Here is a 24,971-nt window from a genome sequence, read left to right as displayed (position 1 = left end):
CTCACGGGAACCTGGTGCGCACCGGGTATCAGGGAGGGCGCCGGTGCCGGACTGGCAGCGCTAACGGTGGCGCTGTCTGGTGACGAGCCCTAAGTCCGGGCCCTGGAAAAACCCGGCCGCCGAAAATGGCGGCTTCGAGGCCCGAAGTCTGCCGTCGCGAAGGACGGCGAGGTCGGTCCGGGGCAAGAACACTGGCGGGGCGCCCGGAAGGCGCCACGTATTATTTGCTAAGAGGCACCGACCCGGCGCCCCGCTTCCCACCCTCCAATGAGGGAGTGTTCTTTGACAATGGCCAGACGCGAAAGCGGGCGTGGCGATGAAGAAGTGTATCAACGCTACTATGCGTCGACGCGACAACTCCACCGCCGTCATTCCGGCCGAGCGCAGCGAGAGCCGGAACCCATTGGCCGCACCATCGTCGAGCCCGGCCCGGTCCTCGTCCTGGACCGTTCACGCAACCGGACCGGCGTCGCATGCTTCATGTCGTCCGTGCGACCTTCGTTCCCGGCCGCGCTGCTCAATGGGTTCCGGGTCGGCGCTCGGCTTCGCCTCGCTTGCCCGGAATGACGAGTGCTTGGGGTGCCGCTCCGTCACATCCCCCTGACGGCCCGAAACAGGGTGAAGGCGGCGACGGCCCCGCCCGAAAGGCCTCCGCTACCGCGCCGCCACAACGATCAGCCCGGCGACGGGCTCGCGGCGGTCCTGGCGGATGACGCGCTCCTCGAGCGACAGGACCGAAAAACCATTCGCCGCCAGCACGGCGCGGACATAGGCTTCGGCATGCGCGTAGCGACGCGAGGGCTGAAGGGCAAAATCGCCCGCCGCGGAAAGCTTCTCGACCGAAAAGGCAAACAGGCCGTCGGGCGAAAGCAGGCCGGCAACGGTTCTCACAATGCCGTCCAGGGCGCCGACATACATGAAGACATCGGCGGCGGTGACCAGGTCCGGTGCTTCGCCGGCATAAGAAAACTGCTGCAGATCGGCCTTGCCGAGATGATCGTAGACGCCCTTGTCGCGGGCCTTGCGTAGCATGGAGGCGGAAATGTCGTAGCCTTCGAGCCTGTCGACGAAGGGGCGCAGCCGCTCGCCCATCAGGCCGGTGCCGCAGCCGAGGTCGAGCGCGAGGCGGAAGCGGCGCTCGCCCTGCGCGCGGATCGCCTCGGTCAGGAATTCGGGAACACGGTATTCGAGCTTTTCGACCAGCGAGGTGTCGAAGCTCGGCGCATAGTGGTCGAACAGCGCTTCGACAAAGGCGCTTGGCGGGGCGTCTGCCTGCGGGGCGCGGCCGATGAGCGTGAGCTTGAGTGCCGAGCCCGGCCGGTCGATCGGGTCGAGCTTGAGCGCCATTGCCCAGGCCTCGGCGGCGGCGTCGAGATTGCCGGCCGCTTCCTGCATTTCGCCCAGCCGAAACCAGCCGAGCGCCCAGTCGGGCGCCAGCTCCAGCGCACCCAGTATCAATTCGGCGGCGTCGGCATAGTCCTGCGAGGCGAACAGCGCCTCGGCGTAATCGGCGCGGCGGTCGGCAAGCAGGTCGCCCGACGAGGCGGGTAGCGGTTTCATGAGGAGATCTCCGGCGCGTCGCATAGCGGTAGCGGGGCGTTCCGCGCAAGCCCCCCTTTTCCCTTCTCCCCTTGCGGGAGAAGGGAACGGCAGCGGCCACCCCCCTCCTGACACCCTGGCTTCAGCATAGGCACCTGCCAAATCTGGCAGCAGCCTTTGGCCGGCCACCTTTCATCTCGCCGCCGATGACCTATCCTGACACCATGCGCCCAAGCGAATTGCTCTGCTCCCGTCCCGAAGGGCTCTACTGCCCGCCCGGCGATTTCTTCATCGACCCTGTCCGCCAGGTCGACCGCGCGCTGATCACGCATGGCCATTCCGACCATGCCCGCTCCGGCCATCGCGCCGTTTTGGCAACACGCGAGACGCTGGACATCATGGCCCTGCGTTACGGCGAGGATTTCGCCGGCACGACGCAGGCGGCAAGGCTCGGCGAAACGATCACGCTGAACGGCGTTTCCGTCAGCTTCCATCCGGCCGGCCATGTGCTGGGCTCGGCGCAGATCGCGGTTCGGCACAACGGCCTCACCATCGTCGCCTCCGGCGACTACAAGCGCCAGGCTGACCCGACCTGCGCCGGCTTCGAGGTGGTGCCCTGCGACGTCTTCATCACCGAGGCGACCTTCGCGCTGCCGGTGTTCCGCCACCCGCCGGCGGAAGACGAGATCGCCAAGCTGCTGCGCTCTGTGGCGCAGTTTCCGGAGCGTTCGCATCTGGTCGGCGCCTATGCGCTCGGCAAGGCGCAGCGCGTGATGCGGCTGTTGCGCGACGCCGGCTACGATCGGCCCATCTACATCCACGGCGCCATGGCCAAGATCTCCGATTACTACCAGAGCCAGGGCATCGATCTCGGCGTGCTGGAGCCGGCGACCGTGGAGACCGGGACGAAGCCCGACTTCGCCGGCGCCATCGTCATCGGCCCGCCCTCCACCTTCTCCGACCGCTGGGCAAGGCGCTTCCCCGACCCGGTCTCGTCCTTCGCCTCTGGCTGGATGCGCATTCGCCAGCGTGCCAAGCAGGGCGGCGTCGAACTGCCCTTGATCATTTCCGACCATGGCGACTGGGACGAGCTGGCCACCACGATCAGGGAAACCGGTGCGCGGGAAATCTGGGTCACGCATGGCCGCGAAGAGGCGCTGGTGCGCTGGTGCGAGCTGGAAGGTCTTACCGGGAAACCGTTGCATCTCATCGGCTATGAGGACGAGGGGCAATGAACCGCTTCGCCGAACTCCTCGACCGGCTGGTGCTGATGCCGTCGCGCAACGGCAAGCTGAGGCTGCTCACCGACTATTTCCGCAGTGTCGAGGACCCCGATCGCGGTTATGCACTGGCGGCGATCACCGGCGATCTTTCCATCGCAGCGGTGAAGCCCGCCATGCTGCGCGCATTGGTGACCGAGCGCATGGACCCCGTACTGTTTGGCTATTCATACGATTATGTCGGCGATCTCGCCGAGACCGTTTCGCTGGTCTGGCCCACCGATCCCGCCGCGCGGGTGAACCATGTGCCGACGCTGGGCGAGGTGGTGGGCAAGCTGCAGGCCGCCAGCCGCTCCGACGGGCCGAAAGTGCTCACCCGGCTGCTTGACAGCGCCGGCATTTCGGCACGCTTCGCCATCATCAAGCTGGTCACCGGCGGGTTGCGCATCGGCGTCTCGGCGCGGCTGGCCAAACAGGCGGTGGCGGACCTCGGCAGGGTCGACGTGGCCGAGATCGAGGAGCTTTGGCATGGGCTGACGCCGCCCTATGCCGAGCTGTTCGCCTGGCTGGAGGGCAAGGCAGAGAAGCCAGAGCGCGCCGCCAAGGCGTTGTTCCGCCCCGTCATGCTGGCGCATCCGGTCGAAGACAAGGATTTCGAAAAGCTCGATCCGGCCGATTATGCCGCCGAATGGAAATGGGATGGTATTCGCGTGCAGGCCACTGCGGAAGGCGGTGTGCGGCGGCTTTATTCGCGCACCGGAGAGGATGTGGCGCAGGCCTTTCCCGACCTTATGGAAGCGATCAGTTTTGACGCGGTGCTGGACGGCGAGCTATTGGTCGGCTCGCCCAACGCCACCGGCAGCTTCTCCGATTTGCAGCAGCGGCTGAACCGCAAAAGCGTGTCGCCCAAGATCCAGGCGCAATATCCCGCCTTCATGCGCTGCTACGATCTTTTGCAGCTGGGAGAGGAGGATTTGCGCACCCTGCCCTTCCGCGAACGGCGCGCCCGGCTCGAGGCGTTTATCAAAACGCTCGATCCCGCCCGTTTCGACCTGTCGCCCTTCGTCGCGTTCAACAGTTGGGGCGAACTCGAAACCAGCCGCAGCACCCCGCCACACCCGATCATCGAGGGGGTGATGCTGAAACGCTGGGATTCGCCCTATCTCGCCGGCCGTCCGAAGGGGCTCTGGTTCAAGTGGAAGCGTGATCCGCACACGGTGGACGCCGTTTTGATGTATGCCCAGCGCGGACACGGCAAGCGCTCCTCCTTCTACTCCGACTACACGTTCGGCGTCTGGGCCGGGCCGGAAGGCGCGGAGGAACTGGTGCCGGTCGGCAAGGCCTATTTCGGCTTCACCGACGAGGAACTGAAGCAGATCGACAAATATGTCCGCGACAACACGATCGAGCGTTTCGGACCGGTCCGTTCGGTGCGCGCCGACCGCACCGCCGGGCTGGTGCTGGAAGTCGCCTTCGAGGGGCTGAACCGCTCGACCCGCCACAAATCGGGCGTCGCCATGCGCTTCCCGCGCATTTCGCGGCTGCGCTGGGACAAGCCGACGGCCGAGGCCGACCGCATCGAGACGCTGCAGGCTCTGCTCGATTGAGGTGCCTTACTCGGTCACCGACACCCTGATCTCATAGATATCGACCGACTTGCCCTGCTTGTCGAAGTCGGAATTGATGGCGATGGATCCGGCAGCGCCCGGCCGCTTGGCCGGCATCTGCACGTCGAACAGATATTCGTTGCGCTGATTGCCGACGGCGTAGCGCTTGCGTCCGCAGTCGCCCAGCTCGCCGAAATTGCAGTCGACCGACATCTGCGTTTCCTTGCCGTCCTCAGCGCGGGCGATGATATCGAAGACGGCATGCTTGCCGGCGATCTGCTCCAATATGCCCTGGCCGACATCGAAGCTGATGGCGGACCCGGCAGGGCCGGAGGTGATGCGCAGGAAAGAGCCGGAATCGTCCTTCATCACCGCTGCCTTGGCATCCGAAGGGGTGGCGACCTGCGCCGGATTGGCAGGGGAGAAGACGTTGATCCAGTGGCGGTTCTGGGCGCCGTCGCTGGACAGTTTCGGCGTCTTGGCACCGGCGTCAGGCGTATAATCCTCGCCCGACACGGTCGGCGTGGGCGATGGCGGCTGGCCGAGTTCCTCCAGCGTCTTGAAAGCGCCGGTCTGGACCGCCCACCAAAGGCCGATACCGACGGCGGCGAGCAGCGTGATCCCGAAGAAGATCGCCGTCAGCGGCAGGCGACGCCCGACCCGGCGCGCATCGCGGTCTGGCCGCACTTCCGGGCCGCCGGCCAGCCTGATGTCCTCGGGCGACGGCCCGCCCGGCAAGGTGCGGTCCGGCATGATGTCGGGGACCGATGGCAACACGCGCGAACGCGGCGCGTCGATGCCCGGTTCCGGGCGGTGAGCGGCTCCGACGGAAGGTTCAATGCGCAGTTCCGGCGTCGCCGGCGCACCCAGTGGCGCCTCCGTGGCCGGCGCATGTTCGCCGATGTGAACCTCGGGTGCCGCGCCCGGCACGGCCGGCAGGAATTCCGATTCGATCTCGGCGATCTTGGCCTGCATGGCCTTGCGGCGCTTGATCGCCACCTCGACGGTGACGCCCGGATTGGCCAGCAGCGCGCGGTCGAGTGCGGCGAAAGCCGAGCGATAGACCCGCTCGCGGAACGCGCGGTCGTCGGGGTCGCCTTTTTCGAAGGCGTTGCGGATCGCCTTTTCGATCGCGTCCAAATCGCTTTCCTTCCGCCAGGCGGTCACAAGTTGCTGATGGTTAGCCGTCGGAGGGCGATCAATCAACGGGCGGATGCCGCCATTTCGCGCTAACCGGTGCCTACAACAGGCATTTTCGCCACCAACCGTGACTTTCCGGACCCGATTTTCGGCGATTGCCGACACTGCGAGGTTGCGCTATGAAATTGACGTTTACGGAAACGTCAATACGAACGGGAGGCCCGCGACCATGGCATTGCCGGAGATTCTCAGCAAAAACCTCAGGATCCCGGTGGTCGGTTCGCCGCTCTTCATCATCTCGCATCCGCCGCTGGTGCTGGCGCAATGCAAGGCCGGCATCGTCGGTTCGTTTCCCGCGCTCAATGCGCGGCCGGAAGCCCAGCTCGACGAATGGCTGGCCGAGATCACCGAGGAACTCGCCCGCCACGACGCCGCCCATCCGCACCAGCCTTCGGCCCCTTTCGCGGTCAACCAGATCGTGCACAAGACCAACGGCCGGCTGGAGCACGATCTGCGGCTTTGCGTGCAATACAAGGTTCCGGTCGTCATCACCTCACTCGGTGCCGTCGAGGAAGTGAACCAGGCGGTGCATTCCTATGGCGGCATCGTGCTGCACGACATCATCCACGACCGCCATGCCCGCAAGGCCATCGAAAAGGGCGCCGACGGGCTGATCGCGGTGGCGGCCGGCGCCGGCGGCCATGCCGGCACGCTGTCGCCCTTCGCGCTGGTGCAGGAAATCCGGCAATGGTTCGACGGGCCGCTGCTCCTGTCGGGCGCCATTGCCCATGGCGGCGCCGTGCTTGCCGCGGAGGCGATGGGCGCCGACATGGCCTATATCGGTTCGCCCTTCATCGCCACGGCCGAGGCGCGGGCGGTGGATGAGTACAAGCAGATGATCGTCGCATCGAAGGCCGCCGACATCGTCTATTCCAACCTCTTCACCGGCGTGCACGGCAATTACCTGAAAGGCTCGATCCGCGCCCAGGGGCTCGATCCCGACAATCTGCCGGTCTCCGACCCCTCGACGATGGATTTCAGCGCCGCCAAGGCCTGGAAGCAGATCTGGGGCTGCGGCCAGGGCATCGGCGCCGTCGACAAGGTGGTGCCGGCGGCCGAACTGGTCGAGCGGCTGGTGCGCGAATACCGGGCGGCGAAGGACAGGCTCGCTGCCTGACGCCGCTTTCGTCCAGCTTTTGGCGAGAATCGGCAACGACGCATCTTGAATTTGCGCGGGCTTGCGGCTATCACCCAGCCATCTTCGCGGGCGCCAAGCTCGCCGGGCCGCTTTAGCTCAGTCGGTAGAGCACATCATTCGTAATGATGGGGTCAGGTGTTCGAGTCACCTAAGCGGCACCACTTCTTAATCTCGACCACAATCAAGACTTGGACGTGTTGGCCTATCGCCGTGGACGCTCTCCCGGGGCGACCTTATCCCGACGCGCTGCTCGTTGCCGGAACGCCGGATCGACCTCCCCTCGCCGACACCCCAGCTAGCGCAAACCTCAAACACACCGTCGTTCCGCCACCCTTGGTCTCCTCGAGGGCAATGGAGCCGCCATGGGCGCTCATGATCTGTTCGACGATGGCGAGCCCCAGACCGGTGCCTTCGCTGTCGCAGCGCTTGCCGCGGACGAAAGGTTGGAGGACCGCGAGGCGTTCGTCGGCCGGGATGCCTGGCCCATGATCGATCACGCGGATTTCGGATGGCACGAGCACCTCGACAATCACCAGCCGGGTGCCGGCGGCGTGGCGCACGGCATTCAGGATCAGGTTTTCCAGAGCGACCCGGATCGCCGTTTCCGACCCGGAAACCGGCACCAGCCGGCCCGGCGCCCGCAATTCGATCTCGATGCCCTGCTTCAGCGCCGTCGGCACCTGGTCGGACACCACGGCCTTGGCGATGGTGGCCAGGTCCATTTCCGCGAAGGTCAGCGACTGGCCGGACAGGCGGGCAAGCTGCAGAAGCGTGGTCACGATCGAGGCCAGTCGCGTCGTGTCGCGGACCAGCACGCCACGCAGTTCGGCATCGTTCACCTGCTCCAACTTGAGGCGCATCTTGGTCAACGGCGTGCGCAGTTCGTGCGCCGCGTTCGCCAGGAAATTGCGCTGCGCCTCGAAGGCAGTATCGATGCGCGTCAGAGCGGTGTTGAAGGCCGCGACCATGGGCTTCAGCTCGATCGGCGTATGGCTGTCGGAAATCCTGCGGCCATTGGGCAGGCCGTCGATCTGCTCGGCCGATTCCACGACACGGCGCACTGGCCTCGCGATCGAGCGCTTGACCACGACGACGGCGATCGAGGTGGTGGCAACCAAGACGAGACAGAGGAGCTGGACCAGACCCTGCGAACGCACCGCTATAAGGGCTACGAGGATCGTCTCCCAGGTGGAGAGCCAGATGCCACCGACCGCAACGGTCTTGCGCCCGCCGCCTTGCGTGACGGTCCTGATGCCGAGCATGTCCCGACCGTCCTGCCGATAGCTGAACTCCGAATAGCCGATCTCCGGAGGGACCTGATCGAAGACGCGCCGGGCCGAGGACGGTTGGGTGCCGCGTGTTATGGTCTGGACCCCGTCTCCGATGACATACCAGAAGGTGGGTTGCGCCTCGGCGAAGTCGACGATGTTCGTGGCAAGCCGCTTGCCGTCGAGCACGAGATGTCCGCTCGCGTCATAGGTGATGGCCGCGGACAGAACCTTGGAAAGCTCAGTCGTGTTGATGCGCAGCCGCTCCTCGAGGCTGGTGCTGACGAGAACAGCGAGCGTCAGCACGGTGCTCAAAATCATGACGATCGGCATGCCGGCGACCAAAAGGGTGGCAACCGGAAAGGCGATGGATCGGCGCAACCGCGTCATTCCGACACCAGCATGTAGCCGATGCCGCGCACGCTTTTGATCACGGCGTCGCAATCGGCTTCACGCAGACGCCGCCGCAGGCGGCTCACATGCGAGTCCAGGGCGTTGGATTCGATGTCCTCATTGATGTTGTAGACGGACGCTTCCAGCGTCTCGCGCTGGACGACGCGCCCGGCGCGCCGCACCAGGGTTTCCAGTATGGCCAGTTCGCGGCGCGGAATCTCCAGCACCTTCTGCCCCACATTCGCCGACCTGTGGTTGAGATCGAACACCAGATTGCCGATCTGCGTGGTGCCCAGCGCGTCCAGGCTGTAGCGGCGCAGGACCGCGCGGGCGCGGGCGACGAGCTCGGTCGGCTCGAAGGGTTTGCCGACATATTCGTCCGCCCCTTTGTCCAGGGCCGATGCGATGTCGAAAGGGTCGTCCAGCGCGGTCAGGACCAAGGTGGCGGGCCGCGGCCGCAGCCGGCGCAGCACCGGAAGCAGCGAAAGGCCGTCGCCATCGGGAAGCCGGCGGTCGATGATCACCAGATCGAACGGATGGGCGATCAAGGCCGCCTCGGCTTCCGCGATTGTCGCAAAAGCGTCGGTCACCCCGATCGCGCTTTCCATGATGTGCTTCAACGAGGATGCGAGCTCGCGATCATCCTCAACGATCAATACGTGCATTGGTCACTGTTGCTTGAGAGGGGTGTGCTTTAGCCGGAGATCACGTCGCGGTCCATGCCGTCAGTATTCGTAGCGCTCGTCGTCGAACGGGCGGTCGCCCCGGCGATCCCTGTCCAGGTCAAATTGCTGCAGACATCTTGAGAAGCTTGGGGTTCCGTCGATAAACCCGTAGGACAGACAGCGTTCCCGATCGCGTGTGTTCTGACAGCCGGACAGAACAACAGCGATACACACCACAGATAACAAGCGCATTGCAGGCCTCATCTCGAAATCATTGCGGCACCAGATGCCGTCGCCCTGCTTCGCGTCGTCACATTGCAACAATGTTACGGGTCGATGTTGTCGCTACGCCACCCGCCGCCTGCCGCACAGACCGGTGCGAAAGTCCTGAAAACGACACGGTCCCGATTCATCAATTCGATACCCCGATCGGAGATTGCTGTTGGCCGCGACACCGCGGCAATTGTCTATTGTCGGTGTTCATGGTTACCTGCACGGGTTCTAATTGAGACGCGCCGCAGCCCGATGGCGCCGGGTGATGAGACGGTCATGTCCGAACAGGAAACGGAACATCGCGAGCGCGAGCACCGGCAACGCGTGCTCAAGGGCGCCACAATCATCACCAGTATCCACACATCGGAAATCCCCTGCGTCATCCGCAACCAGCATGCCAACGGTGCCGAACTGAAGGTGGCCGCCGACGTCGTCGTGCCCGAACGCTTCAGCCTCTACGTGCCTGTGGATGGCATCGCCTATGAAGCGGTGCTGCGCTGGCGCCGCAACGACCGCGTCGGCGTGCAATTCGTCGGCCAGGGTCCGAAACCGCGCCTCCACTACGGCTGAGGTCGCGGCATCGCTGCCATCGCGGCATTCGTTCGCCGGCCCGGTTGACGCGTCGGGCAGCCATGGCTAGCTTCCGAATCGGAATTGGTTCCGCCGCGAGGCGGATGAAAAGGGAACACGGTGAGGCCGAGCAATCGGACGAAGCCGCGACTGCCCCCGCAACTGTAACCGTTGAGCCTTCTTCCACGATGCCACTGGCGCTGACGCGACCGGGAAGGCGGAAGAGAGCGATGACACGGAAGTCAGGAGACCTGCCTGTTCCGGTCACCCATGCTTGATCACGGGGTGTGATCAGGCGCGGTCTTCCGTGGCGGTGACACGACAAAGTGTTGCCGCGTGCCGGAACGGCCGAGAGGTGAAATGCGACCCGTCGCAAATCCTCGCATCGCCACATCCGTCTGCGGTTCGCGATGAACCTTGCGGCGCCGTTGCGCCGTCGATCCTTTTGGGGGCGGAAGTGACAAAGACTGTTTTCCTGGTTGGTGCCGCGGCGCTGGCTTCGACGAACCATGCCGGCGCGCAGGACAATAATGACCGCGGCGACGTCACGATGCTCGACCGCATCGTGGTCACCACACCGCTGAGACGCGAAACCACGCTGGAGCGCTCGACCTCCTCGGTGACGGTGATCGACGCCAAGAGCATCGAACGCTCGGCCGCGCCCGATCTGCCCTCGCTGCTGAAAGCCTATACAGGCGTTTCCATCATCACCTATGGAGGTCAGGGTGCCGGCGCCAATCTTTATCTGCGTGGCATGTCGGCCAGCCAGACGCTGGTGCTGGTCAATGGCGTCCGCGCCAGTTCCGTCACCACCGGCACCGCCTCGCTCGGCAACATTCCGCTCGACTCGATCGAACGCATCGAAATCGCCAAGGGCGCGCATTCGGCGCAATACGGCTCCGACGCCATGGGCGGTGTCGTCAACATCATCACCAAGCAGGGCGGCCCCTGCGCCGACGGCCGCGACAGTTGCGCCTCCATCACCACCGGCGTCAGCCATCCCTGGGGCGGAACCCTGTCCGGCAACGTACGCGGTCACAACGCGAGCGGCGTCGACTATTCATTCGGTGGCAGCGTGATCGGCACGCGCGGCTATGATTTCACCATGCCGACTGCCTGGGGCCACGAGCCGGACGATGACGGCTTCCTGTTGGGGTCGGTAAACGCCTCGCTGTCGAAGCAGTTCGACTGGGGCCGAATCTATGGCGATGCGCTGGTTGCCCGCAGTCGCGGCCAGTACGACGCCTCCTATCCCGGCGCCAACGAGGTCGACACGACAAGCTTCGTCGGCAAACTTGGTACCGAGATCAAGCATGGCGCGGACTGGTCCTCGACCGTCGAACTGTCGAGCTCCGTCGACCGCTCCCGCAATTTCCGCGACGGCGTCGCCGGCGACAGCCGCTTCAACTCCAGCCGCTACGGCATCTTCGCCTCGACCCAGAAGGGTTTCGACACCGGCGCCATGTCGCATGTGCTGACCAGCGGCGTAGAGGCCTATCGCGAACAGGTGGATTCCACCGTCAAATTCGACGTGACCGCGCGTACGCTGGCGGCGGTGTTCAGCCAATACTCGCTATCATACGACGCGCTGACGATCGACAGCGGCATCCGCTATGACCACAACGGCCAATTTGGCGGCGCCACCACCTACAATGTCGGCGCGAGCTATGAAATCCTGCCCGACGTCACGTTGCGCTCATCCTATGCCACCGGCTTCAGGGCACCGAGCTTCAACGAGCTTTATTATCCGGGCTATTCCAACCCGGACCTCAAGCCGGAAAAATCCAAATCCTACGAAGTCGGGCTAAACTGGCGGGCGGGCGCCGACACCAGTCTCGACCTCGCCTTCTACCAGACCTGGCTGGCCGACGCGATCGCGTCCAATCCGCCGACTTATCGGCCCTTCAACGTGGCCAAGGCCCGCATCACCGGTTTCGAGGCGGCGCTCGACCACCGCTTCAACACTGAATGGGCCGGAAAGGTGACTGTCGATGTGCGCGAACCGCTCAACCAAGACAACGGCAAATACATCCCCTATCGCGACCGGTTCAAGGCGACGGCCGAGATCACCTATAGCCCGACCGAACAGCTCGATCTGACCGCCCGTCTGCTCTACGGCGCGGCGCGCTATGCCAACGCGGCCAACACGGTGAAACTGCCGGACTATGTGACGATGGACTTCACCGCGCTCTATGCGCTCGACGCCCGTTCGCAGGTGAAGTTCGCGGTCGAGAACCTGTTCGACGCCGAATATTCGACGGTGACGGATTATCGCGCGCCCGGCCGGACTTTCAATCTGAGCTTCACCCGGACATTCTGACGGTGAACGAGGACAAGGCGATGGCACCAGACAGCACAAGCCACACCGGCTGGATCGACCGTGCCGCCGCCTTTGCACTGACAGCGGGCCTTGCCCTCGTCGCGTTTGCCGGCGCGGCGCGCGCCGGCGAGGCGCCGCGACGCGTCGTCTCGACGAATGTCTGCACCGACCAGATGGCAATGCTGTTGGCCGCCGACGGCCAGCTTCATTCCGTTTCCTATCTTGCCGCCGATCCCAACACCTCGGTGCTGGTGGACGAAGCACAGCGCTTCGCGATCAATCACGGATTGGCCGAGGAAGTGTTCCTGATGCAGCCGGACCTCGTTCTTGCCGGCAGCTATACGACGCGAGCGACGGTCGGCCTGCTCAGGAGGCTCGGTATCCGCGTTGAGGAATTCGCGCCCGAAACCTCCTTCGACGACGTCAAGGCGGGCCTCAGGCGGATGGGCGACATGCTCGGCCGCCGCAACCGCGCCGAGGCGCTGGTGGCCGAGCTCGACCGCAAGCTGGCCGAGGCCAGGGCCAAGGCGCATCCCGACATCACCGTCGCTACCTATTACGCCAATGCCTACACCTCCGGCGCCGGCACCCTGGTCGACGCGGTGGTAACCGCGTCGGGCCTGACCAATCTCGCCACCAGGCTTGGCATGTCCGGAACCCAGCAATTGCCGCTGGAGTTGCTGGTCATGGCCAGGCCGGACATGCTGGTCGACAGCGAGGCGCGCTACGCCGCGCCGGCCCTTGCCCAGCAGACCTTTGTCCACCCCGCCTACAGAACGCTGGCGGCGGAAACCGGCAGCATTTCCGTGCCGGCCAGATACACGATCTGCGGCACCCCGTTCACGGCGGAGGCAGTGCAATTGCTTGTCGAGGCGGCCAGCGATCATTCGGGAGCCGAAAAGCCATGAGTGAAACGACCCGCTACCGCGCCCTGCTCGCGGCGCTGACAGTCCTGGTCGTGCTGCTGTTCATGCTGTCGCTGACGGTCGGTCCGGCAGCCATCGCCTTCGGCGACAGCATGCGCGCGCTGTTCTCCGACAAGGCGGACGAAATCGTACTCATCATGCGCGAGATCCGGCTGCCGCGCGCGCTCCTCGGCTTGATGGTCGGCGCCACGCTCGGCCTTTCGGGCGCGGCCCTGCAAGGCTATCTGCGCAACCCGTTGGCTGAACCCGGCCTGATCGGCGTCAGCGCCTCGGCCTCGCTCGGCGCCGTGCTCGCCATCTATTCCGGCCTGACGATGCTGTTTCCCTTCGCCTTGCCACTGGCAGCGCTCGCGGGGGCGATGGTCGCCGTCATCGTCGTGCAGGCGCTCGCCGGAGGGCGCGGCAGCACGCTTACCATCATCCTGGCCGGCGTCGCCGTCTCCAGCCTCGCCGGGGCCATGACCTCGCTGGCGCTCAACCTGTCGCCCAATCCCTTCGCGGCGTTGGAGATCATGTTCTGGATGCTCGGCTCGCTCACCGACCGTTCGATGACCCATGTCTGGCTGGCGGCGCCGTTCATGCTTGCCGGCTGGGCGGTGCTGCTGACACTCGGCCGCGCGCTCGACGCCTTGACGCTCGGCAGCGACACCGCGGCCTCGCTGGGCATCGACATACGCCGCGTGCAGCGCCTGGCGGTGCTCGGCACCGCCGCTTCCGTGGGCGCCGCCACCGCCGTGGCCGGCGCCATCGGCTTCGTCGGGCTGGTGGTGCCGCATCTGCTGCGACCGCTGGTGGGAGCACGGCCCTCGCGGCTGCTGCCGGCTTCCGCCCTTGGCGGCGCGGCGGTGGTTCTCGCCGCCGACATCCTCGTGCGCGTCATCGCACCGGGCAAGGACCTCAAACTCGGCGTGCTCACCGCGATCGTCGGCGCGCCGTTCTTCCTGTGGCTCGTCTATCGCGAACGGCGGAGGCTGGCATGAGCCTGCTGACCCTCACCAGCCTTTCCGCCTCGCTCGGCGCCCGGCGCGTGCTGGAAGACATTTCCTTCACCGTCCGGCCGGGCGAATTCGTCGGATTGATCGGCCCCAACGGCGCCGGCAAGTCGACATTGCTGCGCTCGGTGCTCGGCCTCGTCGCGGCACGAGGCAGCATCGTCATCAACGGACGCGATGCCGCCGGGATGAACGCCCGAGAACGGGCTGCAGCGGTGGCCTATCTGGCGCAGGAGCGCGAACTTGCCTGGGCAATCCCGGTCGAGATGGTGGTGGCGCTGGGGCGGACTCCGCACCGCGCGGGATTTGCCGCCCCGTCGCCTGACGACCGCGCCGCCGTGGAGCGGGCGATGCGGCGCATGGAAGTGGACGGCTTCCGCGACCGCGCAGCGACCGAACTGTCCGGCGGCGAAAAGGCGCGGGTGCTGATCGCACGCGCGCTGGCGCAGGAAACACCGCTGCTGCTCGCGGACGAACCGACCGCCGGCCTCGACCCGTCGCACCAGATCACGCTGATGCGGCTGTTTGCCGAACTGGCGGGGCAAGGCCGCAGCGTCGTCGCCTCGCTGCACGATCTCGGTCTCGCGGCGCGCTGGTGCAGCCGGCTGCTCATCCTCGACGGCGGCCGTCTGGTGGCCGACGGCGCGCCGGACCAGGTGCTGACACCGCAGGCGCTGCGCGATGTCTATGGCGTCGAGGCCTATTTCGGCACGGCGCACGGGCGAGCCGTCGTCCAACCGCTCGACCTCGCCGAACCAGCCCAACAACAGGAAGAAGACCATGACCGACCTTGAGCCGCTGCTGCAAACCCATCTCGGCGACTGGCGGTCCGGCTGGAGCATGGGTTCCTTCGGCGCCATTGCCGAATTCCACCAGGACAAGGGCGAACAGCCGGTGATCGACGACGGGCTGGAACTGGCGCGCGCGACGCGGCGCGGTGGCATCCGGCTGGAGCGGCGGCGCCTCGCCGACGTGACCGCGATCGCCTATGAGACGCTGAGCCCGAAACGACATCGCTGGAGCCATGCCGTGGCACTCTGCCTGCCGGAGGCCAATGCGCGGCGCGCGGAACGCAAGGTGCTGACCGAGATCGGACCGGACGACCACGCGATCCGCGGTATCGACCGCACCGGCATCCTGTTCGACATGGGGCTCGGCCTGGCGCAGTGCGATTTCTGCATCCGCACCAGCGACCCGAAGCTGCTTGGCGAGCTGCGCGCCAATCTCGGCCGCTCCTTGTTCGAGGCAGGCAACAATGCGACCGCCGCCATCCTGTCGACGCATCCGCATCGTGTGGCGCTGACCGCGCTCGGCCGCGTCGAGGTCTATCAGAAGATCGGCGGACCGGACACTGGCGGTGTTTCGCCGCCCGGCCCGCACACACATCTCCTGCCGAAGCTGCTGGCCAGCGGCCGCACCCATTCGGCCAACACCCCGATCCCGGCCGGCCTCTTGCCGCTGGCCTTCCTGCATCCCGGCAATCCGGTGATCGGCGCGCTCGGCGAGGAACAGGCCTTCGATCCGGACCTGCACGTGGCGTTTCAGGCGCTGCTCACCCGGTATGGCACCGGCGAAGCATTGGAGGCAAAGGCCGCGGTCGGCGAAGCGCTGGCGACAGGCGTCGAACCTCGAGGGTGGGTGCCGCCGTCAGGCCGCGTTGCGCGGGCTGCCGCACGCATCGCGCTGAGACAGGAGGCGCGGCTTGCGGCCCAGGGCGGTGACAAGGCGCGCGCCGATATCGTCGCCGACTGGCAAATCGCGTTCGATCAACTGGAACCTGAGGCTGAGGAAGACGAGGCGCCCGGACATTGACCTGGCCCACAACCTCGAAAATCGGGTTCGCTTTTCGGAACGAACCAGCCGCTGTGCCAAACTGCTGGAGTGTCCTTTTCGCGCCCGACAGGAAGCGCGGCGTTCAAGCCGCTACTTCGTTGCTACCATCTTGTCGACGGCGGCGGTGAAGCCCTTCAACGGGACGGGGATGGTGACAGGTTTGCGCGTCACCGCTTCCATGCCGATGCTCAGCGTCGTGCCGGATTTCAGCGTCTTCAGCAGGGCCGGCGCCAGCGGCACGGCCGCATAGGCGCCGTTCTGGTCGCTGGTCTGGATGGCGGCGGTCGCCTTTTCGCCTTCGTCGACCTGGTAGGAGACCCCTGACGGCAAGAACAGCCCATGCGGCAAGGCCAGCAGCAAGGTCAGTTCGCCCTTTTCCCCCTGCCGCCGCACCGTCAGCGTCAGCACGCGCTGGCCGGTCTTGGTTTCGGTCAAGTTCTGCGAAGCCTGGCACTCGAGATCAGTGCTCGAAACCCCGCTGGCGCAATTGATCAACCAGGGCGCACCGTCGGCCGGCTTTGCCGCATCGAGCTTGGCCTCCTGGCCCATTGCCGGCATCGCCATGCCGAGCAGGACGAGGGCCGCGGCAACGCTCCGGCGCCCGCCGGACAGAAAACCGCGAATATTTTTCGACATTGTCATCAACCCGTCCCTGGAAGTTTCGAGCGCGTTCTCTACACCAGCCGGGACCGCCAGCAAAGTGTAACCGGACGCAAACACGTATGCTCTACCCGGGCAAGCGCGGCAGTACTTCCAACTATTTTTGGGTGTATTTCAGCGGGAAGTTCGCTGGCGCGGTAAATTTGGCTAGACTTCCCGCGCCTGGGGTTCGGGTGGAATGGGTTCGGTCGCGCACGCCGTATCGTATCTCGACCGGCGTGCGCGGCCTGACCATTGTTGCAATCCGTCGACCTCGGCTCTTTGCCGGGCAGCGTCGCGGGGTGTTTGGCCGTCGCGACGTCGACCGTCCAGGCCAGCCTAGTTCTGCGCGTCTTTCCAAGGATCGCTGACGCGCGGCCAGATCGGCCGCACCAGTTTGGCGTAGTCGGTCGCCCTGGGGTCGCTCGGATAGGAGCTCGGCGCCGACACATAGATGATCTCGGCGGCGATCGGTTCGAAGCCGGCGTAGAAATGGTTGGTCGACTTGATCAGCAGCACGTCCTTCGTCAGCGGATCGAGGCCCAAGTTGGAAAAGATATCCGGCTCGAAAGTCTGCGTGCGGTTGGTGTTGAGGATGACGTCGATCTCGGTGCCTTCCAGCCGCACCAGCGCTGCGGCGCCCAGCGTCACACGGCTCGGGCCGAAGCTCTGCCACCCTTCGTCGACGGCCTTGACCACGCGCACCTTGGCGTCGATCGGCTCGCCGGCGAGCGGGCCGGCCTTGCCGCCGAAGCGCAGGTCGATGACGGCACCCTCGCCCGCAGCGTGGCAAAAGGTGACGGCGAGCGGGTCCCAGATGGTGGCGACGCCGACATTCTTGAGCCCGCGCGCCAGCATCGCGCGCAGCAGCGACGTGCCGTCGCCGGCGACGCCGCCGCCGGGATTGTCCCAGACATCGGCGATGACCATCGGCTTTGCTCTCTCGGAAGCGCGCACGACAAGCGCGCGGTCGATGCCCGGATCCGCCGTCAGCATCGGCATGGCGAGCTGCCCGCGCAACGCGTAAAGCTCGCGTCCCAGCCGCTCGGCCAGCGCGTCGCCCTTCTTCTTGTCATTGTCGGTGACGACCATGACGCGCGCGCCCATCTCCGGCACGTCGGCGGCCATGAAGCCGTGGATGACGGAGACCGACAGGATGCCGTCCTTGCCGTGCAGCGCCTTGATGCGATCGACGAAACCGCGCATCGGCTGGCGGCTGGTCGGCATCACCTCGATCATGCGGCAATCGAAGGTGGAGATGACGGGCTTGATCTCGCCACGCGCGGCGGCGAGGCCGAGTTCGACGACATGTTCGCCGCGTTCATAGAAATCGGTGTGCGGGAATTCGAGGAAGGCGGCCAGGATGTTGGCCGCCGCCACCCGCTTCGGCGTCAGATGGCTGTGCGGGTCGAGCTCGGAAGCGACCACGACATCCGGCCCGACGATCTCGCGCACGCGCGCCAAGAGGTCGCCCTCGCAATCGTCATAGCCTTGCGCCACCATCGCGCCATGCAGGCCGAGGATGACGGCGTCGACGGGAAGCGCTGCGCGCAGCTGGTCGAGAATTTCGTCGCGCAGCGCTTCGAACGTCTGGCGCTGCACCAGCCCGCCGGGCTCGGCCCAAGTCGCCGTACCTTCGATCACGGTCAACCCTTCGGCAGCGGCGCGACGGCGCAACGCGACGATCGGCGAAGAGCACAAAGTCGGCGTTTCCGGATGCTCGCCCGGCCCGGCATAAAAGGCCATCTCGAAGGATGCCCGGTCGGTCGGCACGGGGGAGAAGGTGTTGGTTTCGGTCGCCAGCGAGGCGGTGAAGATACGCATGGGGTACTCTATCAGCTTGGGAGTTGTGCCCCTCCGCCGCTTGGGCGGAGAAGCTAGCGCAAGTGCCGGTCTTTATTTCACCGGCGCGTAGGCAACGGCCTCGATCTCGACCTTGATGTCGATCATCAACCGCGATTCCACCGTGGTGCGGGCCGGTGGCTCCTTGGCGAAGACGGAGCCATAAACCTTGTTCATGCCGCCGAAGTCGCGGGCGTCCTCGATCCAAACGGTGGTTTTCACCACATCGTCCATGGTGGCGCCGGCCAGCGCCAGCGCCGCCTTGACGTTTTCCAGCACCTGCCGGGTCTGCGGCTCGATACCGCCATCGACCACCGTGCCATCGGCGCGCACCGGCACCTGACCCGAGACGAAAACGAAGTCGCCGGCCCTGACCGCCGGCGAAAGCGGCACATGCGAGGACCCGAAAACCTGCTTGCGTGACATGTCTCAAATTTCTCCTGTTATTTGACCGCGCCGATGGCGAGGCCGCGAACGAGATAGCGCTGCAGCCAGGCAAACATCACCGCCACCGGCAGCGTGGCAAGCAAGGCCGCGGCCATCACATGATGCCATTCGATGGTGTAGCGGCCGGCAACCAGCGCGAACACCTGAATGGGCAGCGTGTAGTTCTCCTGACTGCGCAGGATCGTCAATGCCACGATGAACTCATTCCAGGCGTTGATGAAGGTAAAGATGGCGGTGACGGCGATGGCCGGCAGGCAAAGCGGCAGGAACACCTTGCGCAGGGTGAGCCAGCGGCTGGCCCCTTCCATCCAGGCCGCTTCCTCTAGATCGCGCGGGATGGTGTCGAAATAGCTCTGCAACATCCACACGGTGAAGGCGACGTTGAAGGCCATGTAGACGACGCCAACGGCCGTCGTGCTCTCGATCAGCCCCCAGGCGGCGATCAGCCGGAACAGGCCGAGCACCAGCACGATGGACGAGATCATCTGCGAGACCAGCAGGAACTGCCGCATCAGCCCGTAGCCGGCGAAACGGAAGCGCGACATGGCATAGGCAGCGGGAATGGAAATCAGGATGGCGCCGACGGTGGCCAGGATCGAAACGTAGAGCGAATTGATGAGCGCCCGGCCGAAACCGGTCGCCACCCACATGTCGGCGAAGTTCGACCAGCGGAATTCGCTCGGCCACCAGGTCGGAGACAAAACCTCGGTGCGCGGCTTCACCGCCGTCAGGAACATCACCGCGAAGGGAAACAGCGTGACGACGATCAACGGCGCCAGCAAAAGCCAGGCGATTATGGAACGGACGAGTTTGCTCTTTTTCATGCCTGCCGCTCCCGCATGGCCAGCCGCACATAGATCATGGTGAAGATGAGCAATATGGCGAACATCACCAGCGAGACGGCGGAGGCCTCGCCGAGTTTGCCGACGCGGAAGGCCAGCTTGTAGAGATAGGTGACCAGGATGTCGGTGGAATTGGCGGGCCCGCCCTGCGTCATCACCCAGATGATCGGGAAGGAATTGAAGACGTAGATCATGTTCAGCACGATGGCGATGTTGATGAACGGCTTCAGCAGCGGCAGCGTGATGGTGCGGAATTGCTGCCAGGGGGACGCCCCTTCGAGCGCGGCCGCCTCATAGAGATCGTCGGGGATCGAGGACAGACCGCCGAGGAAGATGGTGACCGTGAACGGCACCGTCACCAGGATACCGATCAGCACCTGCATCGGGAAGGCGGTGCCGGCGCTGGCCAGCCACTGGATGTTCTGGTCGATGATGCCGAGCCCGATCAGGGCCGAATTCAACATGCCGCTTTCGCCGTTCAGCGCCCAGCGCCAGACCACGGCGGTCATGGTCAGCGAGACCGCCCAGGGCAGCATGATGATGATGCGGGCGAGACCGCGGCCGTAGAAGTCGGAATTCAGGATCATCGCTACGGGGACCGACAGGATCAGCGCGCCGGCGACGACCGAAAGCGTCCACAGGCCGGTGCGCCACAGTGCGGCCATGAAGTCGGGATCGCCCGCAAGGGCTGCGAAATTGGCAAAGCCGATGAAGTCACGCAGCTGGCCAAAACGACTGACATCGTGGGTCGATATCTGGATCAGGTCGTAGACCGGCCAGAAGATGACCACCGCAGCCAGAAACAGGCTGGGCAAGGTGAGCAGATAGGGCAGCGCGCGATTGTGCATGCGAAAATCTGTCTAATCCGGTTGGGGCCTCGCCCGATCCCGCTTCACGAAGCCGCTTCCGTCCTGCGGAAGCGACCGCCCAACGATCAGGTCCACCTGGGCGACGACCTCGAAGGGAGGCAACGAGACCGGCGCCGCGGTGGACCTGACCGGTTCCCTCTTCTGATGCGGAAGGATGCCGGACGAAGCGGAGATCGGGCGAGAGAAGGCGCGGCGGCCTGGTTGGTGCCGCATTCTTCGCCGTGCCGTGGCACGCCCGGCGAAACCGGGCGCGCCGTCGGCTGCTACTTCTTCAGCACGCCGTTTGCCTTGGCGGCGGCGTCCTTCAGCGTCGCCTCCGGCTCACCCTGGCCGAGATAGATCTTCTGCACAGCGTCGCTGGTGATCTGCGCGATCTCCTCCCAACCCGGGATGACCGGAGCGAAGCGGGCTTCGGGCAGCAGTGCTGTAAAGGCGGCAAGACCGGCATTGTCGACATAATACGGCATCTTGGCCTCTTCCTTGTTCACCGGCAGGAAGCCTTCGTTCTGAGTGAACTTGGCGCGCTGCTTTGTGGTGAACAGGAAGTCGAGCAGTTTCCAGGCCTCATCCTTGTTCTTGGAATTCTTGAACATGATGATGGAGTCGGTGACGCCGTAGGTGCCGCGCGCGCCTGTCGGACCGGCCGGGATGGCGGCAACGCCGTATTTCAGGTTCGGCGCCTCGTCCTTGAGCTGGTTCATCATGAAGGGCGCGGTGACCATCATGCCGACCTTGCCCTGCTTGAACAGGGCCATGACGTCCTCGCGGTTCATCGAGGTGACACCGGGCTGGGTCAGTCCTTCGTCGATCATCGACTTGTAGAGTTTGGCCGCCTCAAGCGCTCCGGGCGTGCTCAGGCCGGAAGTGCCATCCTTGTTGAGGATTTCGGTGCCGAACGACCACATCGCGTAATAATAATAGACGTCGGTCTCGATCTCTTTGCCCTGGATGCCGTAACCGAAGGCGCCGTTGGCCTTGATCTTGCGGGCGTCCTCCTGAAGCTCGGTCCAGGTCGCTGGCGGGTTCTTGATGCCGGCTTTGTCGAACAGGTCCTTGTTGTAATAGAGCGCGCGCGCCGAAGCGGCGATCGGCAGACCGTAGGTCTTGCCTTCCATGATCGAGGGCGACAGGAAGGTCTCGATGAAGCGGCCCTTGAAATCCGGCGTCACATAGCTGTCGAGCGGTTCGGCGACGCCCTGCTGGACGAAGTCGATCAGCCAGCGCGTGCCGATGATCGAGAGATCCGCATTGGTGCCGGCGGCAATGTCGGTGGTCAGCTTCTGCAGCAACACGTCCCACGGAACTATTTCGAACTTCAGTGTCGTGCCGGGATTGGCCGCCTCGAATTCCTTCTTGACCTCTTCGAAATAAGGGCCGGTCTTGGAGCTGTATTCGGCGACGGTCACCCGCACTTCGCCCGCTTCCGCCTGTGCGGCCACCGCCAGCATGCTCAACCCGGCCAGGAGGCCGGCAGTCCATCGTGCCAGTTTCATAAAATCTCTCCCATTGTCTTTGCGGGCCGGCGGCCCGAGTCGCAACATGCGGTTTTGCCTTCATGTTACTTTCCTACATTATCGTGCAAAATCCACCTTTCAAGCAGATTTTTCTGTTGCTTAATTACATTTTTGCGCCTAGCCGTGAAAAGGTCCAGCCAGGGGGAGAGAGCACGGGCGATGTCCGACAAAGAGTTCCAGGGCAAGACCGTGGTGATCACCGGCGCGGGCGGCGGCCTGGGCTCGGCGCTGGTCGCGTTGCTTGCTGAGCGCGGCGCACGTGTGGTCGGCTGCGACCAGTCCATGGAGGCGCTGAGCAATCCGGCGATCGCCTCGCGCCATGTCTTCGACCTGACGGATCGCGCCGCGCTGGAGACGGCCGCGGCTAACCTTGTCGAACGCGATGGCGTGCCCGACATCCTCGTCAACAACGCCGGCTGGACCCGCGCCGAGACGCTTGTCGCGCTCAACGCGGCAAGCATCGAGCGCGAACTCGACCTCAACCTGACCGGCGTGATGACCTTCGCCGACCCGCTGACCAAGGCAATGGCGAAACGCGGCGGCGGCAGCGTCGTCTTCGTGTCCTCGGTCAACGCCATCGCGCATTTCGGCAATCCGGCATATGCCGCCGCCAAGGCCGGCATCAACGCCTATGCCAAGGCACTTGCCGTCGAGCTTGGTCGCAGCGGCGTGCGCGCCAATGTCGTGTGCCCCGGCTCGATCCGCACCGCCGCCTGGGATCACCGGCTGGAGAAAAACCCCGACATTCTCGGCAAACTGAAGCGGCTCTATCCGCTCGGGCGCATCGTCAATGCGAAGGAAGTGGCGGAAGCCGTCGCCTTCCTCGCTTCAGAGCGCGCCTCGGGCATCACCGGCGTCGTCATGCCTGTCGATGCCGGTTTGACGGCGGGCTATCTGCCATTCATCGACGACATTCTGGGAGGTTAGCCAGACATGACCGACGTCTCGTTCCGCAACCTGTCAAAGTCCTTCGGGCATCACAAAATTCTGGAGGACATCAATCTCGAGATCGCCAGTGGCGAGTTCGTCGTGCTGGTCGGCCCATCGGGCTGCGGCAAGTCAACGCTTTTGCGCATGCTGGCCGGACTGGAGACGATCAATGCCGGCGACCTGCTGGTCGGCGGCGTGCGGTCCAACAACCTGCCGCCGCAGAAGCGCAACATCGCCATGGTGTTCCAGTCCTATGCGCTGTTCCCGCATCTGAAAGCGGCGGAGAACATCGGCTTCGGCCCCAAGATCCGCGGCGAGAGCGGGCCGGTGGTCGAGGAGAAGGTCAAGAAAGCGTCCGGCATCCTCAACCTGTTCTCCTATCTCGACCGCTATCCACGCCAGCTTTCAGGTGGCCAGCGCCAGCGTGTCGCCATGGGTCGCGCCATCGTGCGCGAACCTTCAGTCTTCCTGTTCGACGAGCCGCTCTCCAATCTCGACGCGCAACTGCGCGTGCAGATGCGCACCGAGATCAAGGCGCTGCACCAGCGGCTCAAATCCACCATCGTCTATGTCACGCACGACCAGATCGAGGCGATGACCATGGCCGACCGCATCGTGGTAATGGACAAGGGCCGTATCCAACAGGTAGGCAGGCCGCTCGACCTCTATGACAAGCCGGCAAACAAGTTCGTCGCCTCCTTCATCGGCTCGCCATCGATGAGCTTCGTTTCCGGGGCGCTGAAAGCGGCATCGGACGGCGGTTGGTTCGAGCCTGCGGGCGGCGGCCGGCTGAAGCTTGCCGGCAGCGCAGCCGCTGGCGGCACCATAGAGGCCGGCATTCGGCCCGAGCATTTTATCGCCGGCGGCGATGGCGCCATCACCATTCGTGTCGACGTCGTCGAACCGACCGGCTCCGAGACCCATGTCTATGGCGCCATCGGCAGCGACCCGGTGCGCGCGGTGTTCCGCGACCGCATCGCAGTGAAGCCCGGCGACCAGCTTCCGGTCAGCGTCGCCCCCCGAAACATCCATCTTTTCGACACGGCAACGGGCCTGCCGCTGTGAAAAGCCCGGCGGACATCATCACCCGCCTGCAAATGATGGCGCAGGACGGCACCAAGTCGGATCGCCGGCTGGCCAGCATGGTGCTGTCCGAACCCGATTTCGTCTCCAAGGCGGCAATCTCCGAGATCGCCGCGCGGGCCGCCATCAGCGAACCGACGGTGACGCGCTTCTGCCGCAGCCTCGGCTGCGAAGGCCTGCGCGATTTCAAGTTCTACCTTGCCCAGGCCATCGCCATCGGCGGCCAGTATCTGTCGGCCGAGCCGCCCGGCAGCGACGTGCGCGAGCAGCGCATCGCGGCCGCCATCACCGAATCCGCCATCGCCGCCATCCAGCGCGCCACCGGCAGCCTCGCCATGCCAAAGCTGATCGAGATCGCCGAGCGCATAGCCGTTTCCGGCAATATTCTGTGCGTCGGCTCCGGCGGTATCTCCTCGATGATGGCGACGGAAATGCAGAACAGGCTGTTCCGGCTCGGCCTGTCGGCGCTCGCCCAGGTCGACGGACAGTTGCAGCGCATGTATGCGTCTGTGGCGACGCCCGAAACCACGGTGGTCGCCTTCTCGGTGTCGGGCTATGCGCGCTCGACGGTCGAGGCCGTGCAGGTGGCCCGCCAGTACGGCGCCGTCACCGTGGCCGTCACGCCGCCGGAGTCCGCGCTCGCCAAGGCGGCCGAAACGGTGATCCCGTTCCAGGCGGTCGAGGACGGCAACATCTACAAGCCGACCTCGTCGCGCTACGCGCTGCTGGCCATCCTCGACATCATCGCCACGGCAACCGCCGAAGCGCGGGGATCGAAGGCATTGGAAAATCTGCGCCGGATCAAGCAAAGCGTGAACACGCTGAAGGTGGCCGATCCGCGCCTGCCGCTCGGAGATTGAC

At 65.0% G+C, this 24,971-nt stretch carries 22 protein-coding genes, 1 tRNA gene and 1 riboswitch; of the genes, 13 read left to right on the top strand and 10 right to left on the bottom strand.

Going from position 1 to position 24,971, the window contains the following annotated elements:
• Positions 1-654: 654 nt before the first annotated feature.
• Positions 655-1,560, bottom strand: coding sequence for a class I SAM-dependent DNA methyltransferase (locus tag AB4136_RS12575; RefSeq protein WP_024924430.1), 906 nt, complete (start codon positions 1,558-1,560; stop codon positions 655-657).
• 203 nt (positions 1,561-1,763) lie between these two features.
• On the opposite strand from AB4136_RS12575, the gene AB4136_RS12570 reads away from it, so the two are divergent.
• Both AB4136_RS12570 and AB4136_RS12565 read left to right on the top strand, forming a co-directional pair.
• Positions 1,764-2,774 carry a ligase-associated DNA damage response exonuclease gene (locus AB4136_RS12570; RefSeq protein ID WP_024924429.1) on the top strand — a complete coding sequence of 337 codons (1,011 nt, stop codon included), beginning with the start codon at positions 1,764-1,766 and terminating at the stop codon, positions 2,772-2,774.
• Positions 2,771-4,366: a cisplatin damage response ATP-dependent DNA ligase gene (locus tag AB4136_RS12565; RefSeq protein WP_137900283.1), complete on the top strand. Its 1,596-nt coding sequence runs from the start codon at positions 2,771-2,773 to the stop codon at positions 4,364-4,366. Before AB4136_RS12570 ends, AB4136_RS12565 begins: the two co-directional genes overlap by 4 nt.
• 6 nt (positions 4,367-4,372) lie before the next feature.
• On the opposite strand, the gene AB4136_RS12560 is transcribed toward AB4136_RS12565, so the two are convergent.
• Positions 4,373-5,506 (bottom strand): hypothetical protein, encoded by a 1,134-nt coding sequence (locus AB4136_RS12560; RefSeq protein WP_137900284.1) that lies wholly within the window; start codon positions 5,504-5,506, stop codon positions 4,373-4,375.
• Between the two features lie 229 nt (positions 5,507-5,735).
• Between AB4136_RS12560 and AB4136_RS12555 the strand changes: the two genes are divergently transcribed.
• Positions 5,736-6,683, top strand: coding sequence for an NAD(P)H-dependent flavin oxidoreductase (locus AB4136_RS12555; protein ID WP_137900285.1), 948 nt, complete (start codon positions 5,736-5,738; stop codon positions 6,681-6,683).
• A 106-nt stretch (positions 6,684-6,789) separates the two neighbouring features.
• Positions 6,790-6,865: transfer RNA gene (locus AB4136_RS12550), tRNA-Thr, on the top strand.
• Positions 6,866-6,937: 72 nt separating this feature from the next.
• Here the strand turns inward: AB4136_RS12550 and AB4136_RS12545 are convergent.
• Together AB4136_RS12545 and AB4136_RS12540 are read right to left on the bottom strand one after the other, a co-directional pair.
• On the bottom strand, positions 6,938-8,362 hold the full coding sequence (locus AB4136_RS12545) for a sensor histidine kinase (protein ID WP_137900286.1): 1,425 nt from the start codon (positions 8,360-8,362) through the stop codon (positions 6,938-6,940).
• Positions 8,359-9,030 (bottom strand): response regulator transcription factor, encoded by a 672-nt coding sequence (locus tag AB4136_RS12540; RefSeq protein ID WP_137900287.1) that lies wholly within the window; start codon positions 9,028-9,030, stop codon positions 8,359-8,361. The genes AB4136_RS12545 and AB4136_RS12540 overlap by 4 nt, the downstream gene beginning before the upstream one ends.
• Before the next feature lie 549 nt (positions 9,031-9,579).
• Here AB4136_RS12540 and AB4136_RS12535 point away from each other — a divergent pair.
• From AB4136_RS12535 to AB4136_RS12510, 6 genes are all read left to right on the top strand, one after another.
• Positions 9,580-9,873, top strand: coding sequence for a PilZ domain-containing protein (locus AB4136_RS12535; RefSeq protein WP_137900288.1), 294 nt, complete (start codon positions 9,580-9,582; stop codon positions 9,871-9,873).
• Positions 9,874-9,941: 68 nt separating this feature from the next.
• Positions 9,942-10,146, top strand: a riboswitch (cobalamin riboswitch).
• Positions 10,147-10,330: 184 nt separating this feature from the next.
• The gene (locus AB4136_RS12530; protein WP_441931241.1) at positions 10,331-12,193 is read left to right on the top strand and encodes a TonB-dependent receptor domain-containing protein; all 1,863 of its coding nucleotides are present in this window, start codon (positions 10,331-10,333) and stop codon (positions 12,191-12,193) included.
• Positions 12,194-12,213: 20 nt separating this feature from the next.
• On the top strand, positions 12,214-13,101 hold the full coding sequence (locus AB4136_RS12525) for an ABC transporter substrate-binding protein (protein ID WP_137900289.1): 888 nt from the start codon (positions 12,214-12,216) through the stop codon (positions 13,099-13,101).
• Positions 13,098-14,099: a FecCD family ABC transporter permease gene (locus AB4136_RS12520; protein ID WP_024924416.1), complete on the top strand. Its 1,002-nt coding sequence runs from the start codon at positions 13,098-13,100 to the stop codon at positions 14,097-14,099. The genes AB4136_RS12525 and AB4136_RS12520 overlap by 4 nt, the downstream gene beginning before the upstream one ends.
• Entirely contained in the window at positions 14,096-14,905 is an 810-nt protein-coding gene (locus AB4136_RS12515) for an ABC transporter ATP-binding protein (protein WP_024924415.1), read from the top strand. The genes AB4136_RS12520 and AB4136_RS12515 overlap by 4 nt, the downstream gene beginning before the upstream one ends.
• A complete protein-coding gene (locus AB4136_RS12510) occupies positions 14,892-15,923 on the top strand; it encodes a DUF6925 family protein (RefSeq protein ID WP_024927244.1) in 1,032 nt (343 codons plus the stop codon). The genes AB4136_RS12515 and AB4136_RS12510 overlap by 14 nt, the downstream gene beginning before the upstream one ends.
• A gap of 111 nt (positions 15,924-16,034) precedes the next feature.
• Here the strand turns inward: AB4136_RS12510 and AB4136_RS12505 are convergent, their stop codons facing one another.
• The 6 genes from AB4136_RS12505 to AB4136_RS12480 form a co-directional block, all read right to left on the bottom strand.
• The gene (locus tag AB4136_RS12505) at positions 16,035-16,586 is read right to left on the bottom strand and encodes an invasion associated locus B family protein (RefSeq protein ID WP_244431155.1); all 552 of its coding nucleotides are present in this window, start codon (positions 16,584-16,586) and stop codon (positions 16,035-16,037) included.
• A 336-nt stretch (positions 16,587-16,922) separates the two neighbouring features.
• Positions 16,923-18,407 (bottom strand): M81 family metallopeptidase, encoded by a 1,485-nt coding sequence (locus AB4136_RS12500; protein ID WP_137900290.1) that lies wholly within the window; start codon positions 18,405-18,407, stop codon positions 16,923-16,925.
• Positions 18,408-18,479: 72 nt separating this feature from the next.
• Entirely contained in the window at positions 18,480-18,851 is a 372-nt protein-coding gene (locus tag AB4136_RS12495) for a RidA family protein (protein ID WP_024922620.1), read from the bottom strand.
• 17 nt (positions 18,852-18,868) lie between these two features.
• Positions 18,869-19,696 (bottom strand): carbohydrate ABC transporter permease, encoded by an 828-nt coding sequence (locus AB4136_RS12490; protein WP_024922619.1) that lies wholly within the window; start codon positions 19,694-19,696, stop codon positions 18,869-18,871.
• Complete coding sequence (locus AB4136_RS12485; RefSeq protein WP_024922618.1) at positions 19,693-20,562, bottom strand: carbohydrate ABC transporter permease; 870 nt, start codon at positions 20,560-20,562, stop codon at positions 19,693-19,695. Before AB4136_RS12485 ends, AB4136_RS12490 begins: the two co-directional genes overlap by 4 nt.
• Positions 20,563-20,846: 284 nt before the next feature.
• A complete protein-coding gene (locus AB4136_RS12480) occupies positions 20,847-22,076 on the bottom strand; it encodes an ABC transporter substrate-binding protein (RefSeq protein WP_024922616.1) in 1,230 nt (409 codons plus the stop codon).
• Positions 22,077-22,256: 180 nt separating this feature from the next.
• Here AB4136_RS12480 and AB4136_RS12475 point away from each other — a divergent pair, with 180 nt between their 5' ends.
• Genes AB4136_RS12475 through AB4136_RS12465 form a run of 3 tightly spaced genes read left to right on the top strand, consistent with a single transcriptional unit; the run spans position 22,257 to position 24,970 of the window.
• Positions 22,257-23,024, top strand: coding sequence for an SDR family oxidoreductase (locus tag AB4136_RS12475; RefSeq protein ID WP_024922615.1), 768 nt, complete (start codon positions 22,257-22,259; stop codon positions 23,022-23,024).
• Between the two features lie 6 nt (positions 23,025-23,030).
• Positions 23,031-24,092, top strand: coding sequence for an ABC transporter ATP-binding protein (locus tag AB4136_RS12470; protein ID WP_024922614.1), 1,062 nt, complete (start codon positions 23,031-23,033; stop codon positions 24,090-24,092).
• A complete protein-coding gene (locus tag AB4136_RS12465) occupies positions 24,089-24,970 on the top strand; it encodes a MurR/RpiR family transcriptional regulator (protein ID WP_024922613.1) in 882 nt (293 codons plus the stop codon). The genes AB4136_RS12470 and AB4136_RS12465 overlap by 4 nt, the downstream gene beginning before the upstream one ends.
• Position 24,971 lies beyond the last annotated feature (1 nt).

Source organism: Mesorhizobium sp. 2RAF21, from assembly GCF_052115345.1.
Classification (GTDB): Bacteria; Pseudomonadota; Alphaproteobacteria; order Rhizobiales; family Rhizobiaceae; genus Mesorhizobium; species Mesorhizobium terrae.
Note: the sequence above shows the minus strand (reverse complement) of the source record. Positions and strands in the feature narration are given on the sequence as shown.

What these genes read in the sequence shown, in the direction of transcription:
- AB4136_RS12510 (WP_024927244.1), top strand. Translation starts at nt 14,892, where the DNA reads ATGACCGACCTTGAGCCGCTGCTGCAAACCCATCTCGGCGACTGGCGG.
- AB4136_RS12485 (WP_024922618.1), bottom strand. Translation starts at nt 20,562, where the DNA reads ATGCACAATCGCGCGCTGCCCTATCTGCTCACCTTGCCCAGCCTGTTT.
- AB4136_RS12520 (WP_024924416.1), top strand. Translation starts at nt 13,098, where the DNA reads ATGAGTGAAACGACCCGCTACCGCGCCCTGCTCGCGGCGCTGACAGTC.
- AB4136_RS12490 (WP_024922619.1), bottom strand. Translation starts at nt 19,696, where the DNA reads ATGAAAAAGAGCAAACTCGTCCGTTCCATAATCGCCTGGCTTTTGCTG.
- AB4136_RS12500 (WP_137900290.1), bottom strand. Translation starts at nt 18,407, where the DNA reads ATGCGTATCTTCACCGCCTCGCTGGCGACCGAAACCAACACCTTCTCC.
- AB4136_RS12505 (WP_244431155.1), bottom strand. Translation starts at nt 16,586, where the DNA reads ATGACAATGTCGAAAAATATTCGCGGTTTTCTGTCCGGCGGGCGCCGG.
- AB4136_RS12545 (WP_137900286.1), bottom strand. Translation starts at nt 8,362, where the DNA reads ATGACGCGGTTGCGCCGATCCATCGCCTTTCCGGTTGCCACCCTTTTG.
- AB4136_RS12565 (WP_137900283.1), top strand. Translation starts at nt 2,771, where the DNA reads ATGAACCGCTTCGCCGAACTCCTCGACCGGCTGGTGCTGATGCCGTCG.
- AB4136_RS12540 (WP_137900287.1), bottom strand. Translation starts at nt 9,030, where the DNA reads ATGCACGTATTGATCGTTGAGGATGATCGCGAGCTCGCATCCTCGTTG.
- AB4136_RS12480 (WP_024922616.1), bottom strand. Translation starts at nt 22,076, where the DNA reads ATGAAACTGGCACGATGGACTGCCGGCCTCCTGGCCGGGTTGAGCATG.
- AB4136_RS12470 (WP_024922614.1), top strand. Translation starts at nt 23,031, where the DNA reads ATGACCGACGTCTCGTTCCGCAACCTGTCAAAGTCCTTCGGGCATCAC.
- AB4136_RS12535 (WP_137900288.1), top strand. Translation starts at nt 9,580, where the DNA reads ATGTCCGAACAGGAAACGGAACATCGCGAGCGCGAGCACCGGCAACGC.
- AB4136_RS12525 (WP_137900289.1), top strand. Translation starts at nt 12,214, where the DNA reads ATGGCACCAGACAGCACAAGCCACACCGGCTGGATCGACCGTGCCGCC.
- AB4136_RS12555 (WP_137900285.1), top strand. Translation starts at nt 5,736, where the DNA reads ATGGCATTGCCGGAGATTCTCAGCAAAAACCTCAGGATCCCGGTGGTC.
- AB4136_RS12515 (WP_024924415.1), top strand. Translation starts at nt 14,096, where the DNA reads ATGAGCCTGCTGACCCTCACCAGCCTTTCCGCCTCGCTCGGCGCCCGG.
- AB4136_RS12570 (WP_024924429.1), top strand. Translation starts at nt 1,764, where the DNA reads ATGCGCCCAAGCGAATTGCTCTGCTCCCGTCCCGAAGGGCTCTACTGC.
- AB4136_RS12495 (WP_024922620.1), bottom strand. Translation starts at nt 18,851, where the DNA reads ATGTCACGCAAGCAGGTTTTCGGGTCCTCGCATGTGCCGCTTTCGCCG.
- AB4136_RS12475 (WP_024922615.1), top strand. Translation starts at nt 22,257, where the DNA reads ATGTCCGACAAAGAGTTCCAGGGCAAGACCGTGGTGATCACCGGCGCG.
- AB4136_RS12575 (WP_024924430.1), bottom strand. Translation starts at nt 1,560, where the DNA reads ATGAAACCGCTACCCGCCTCGTCGGGCGACCTGCTTGCCGACCGCCGC.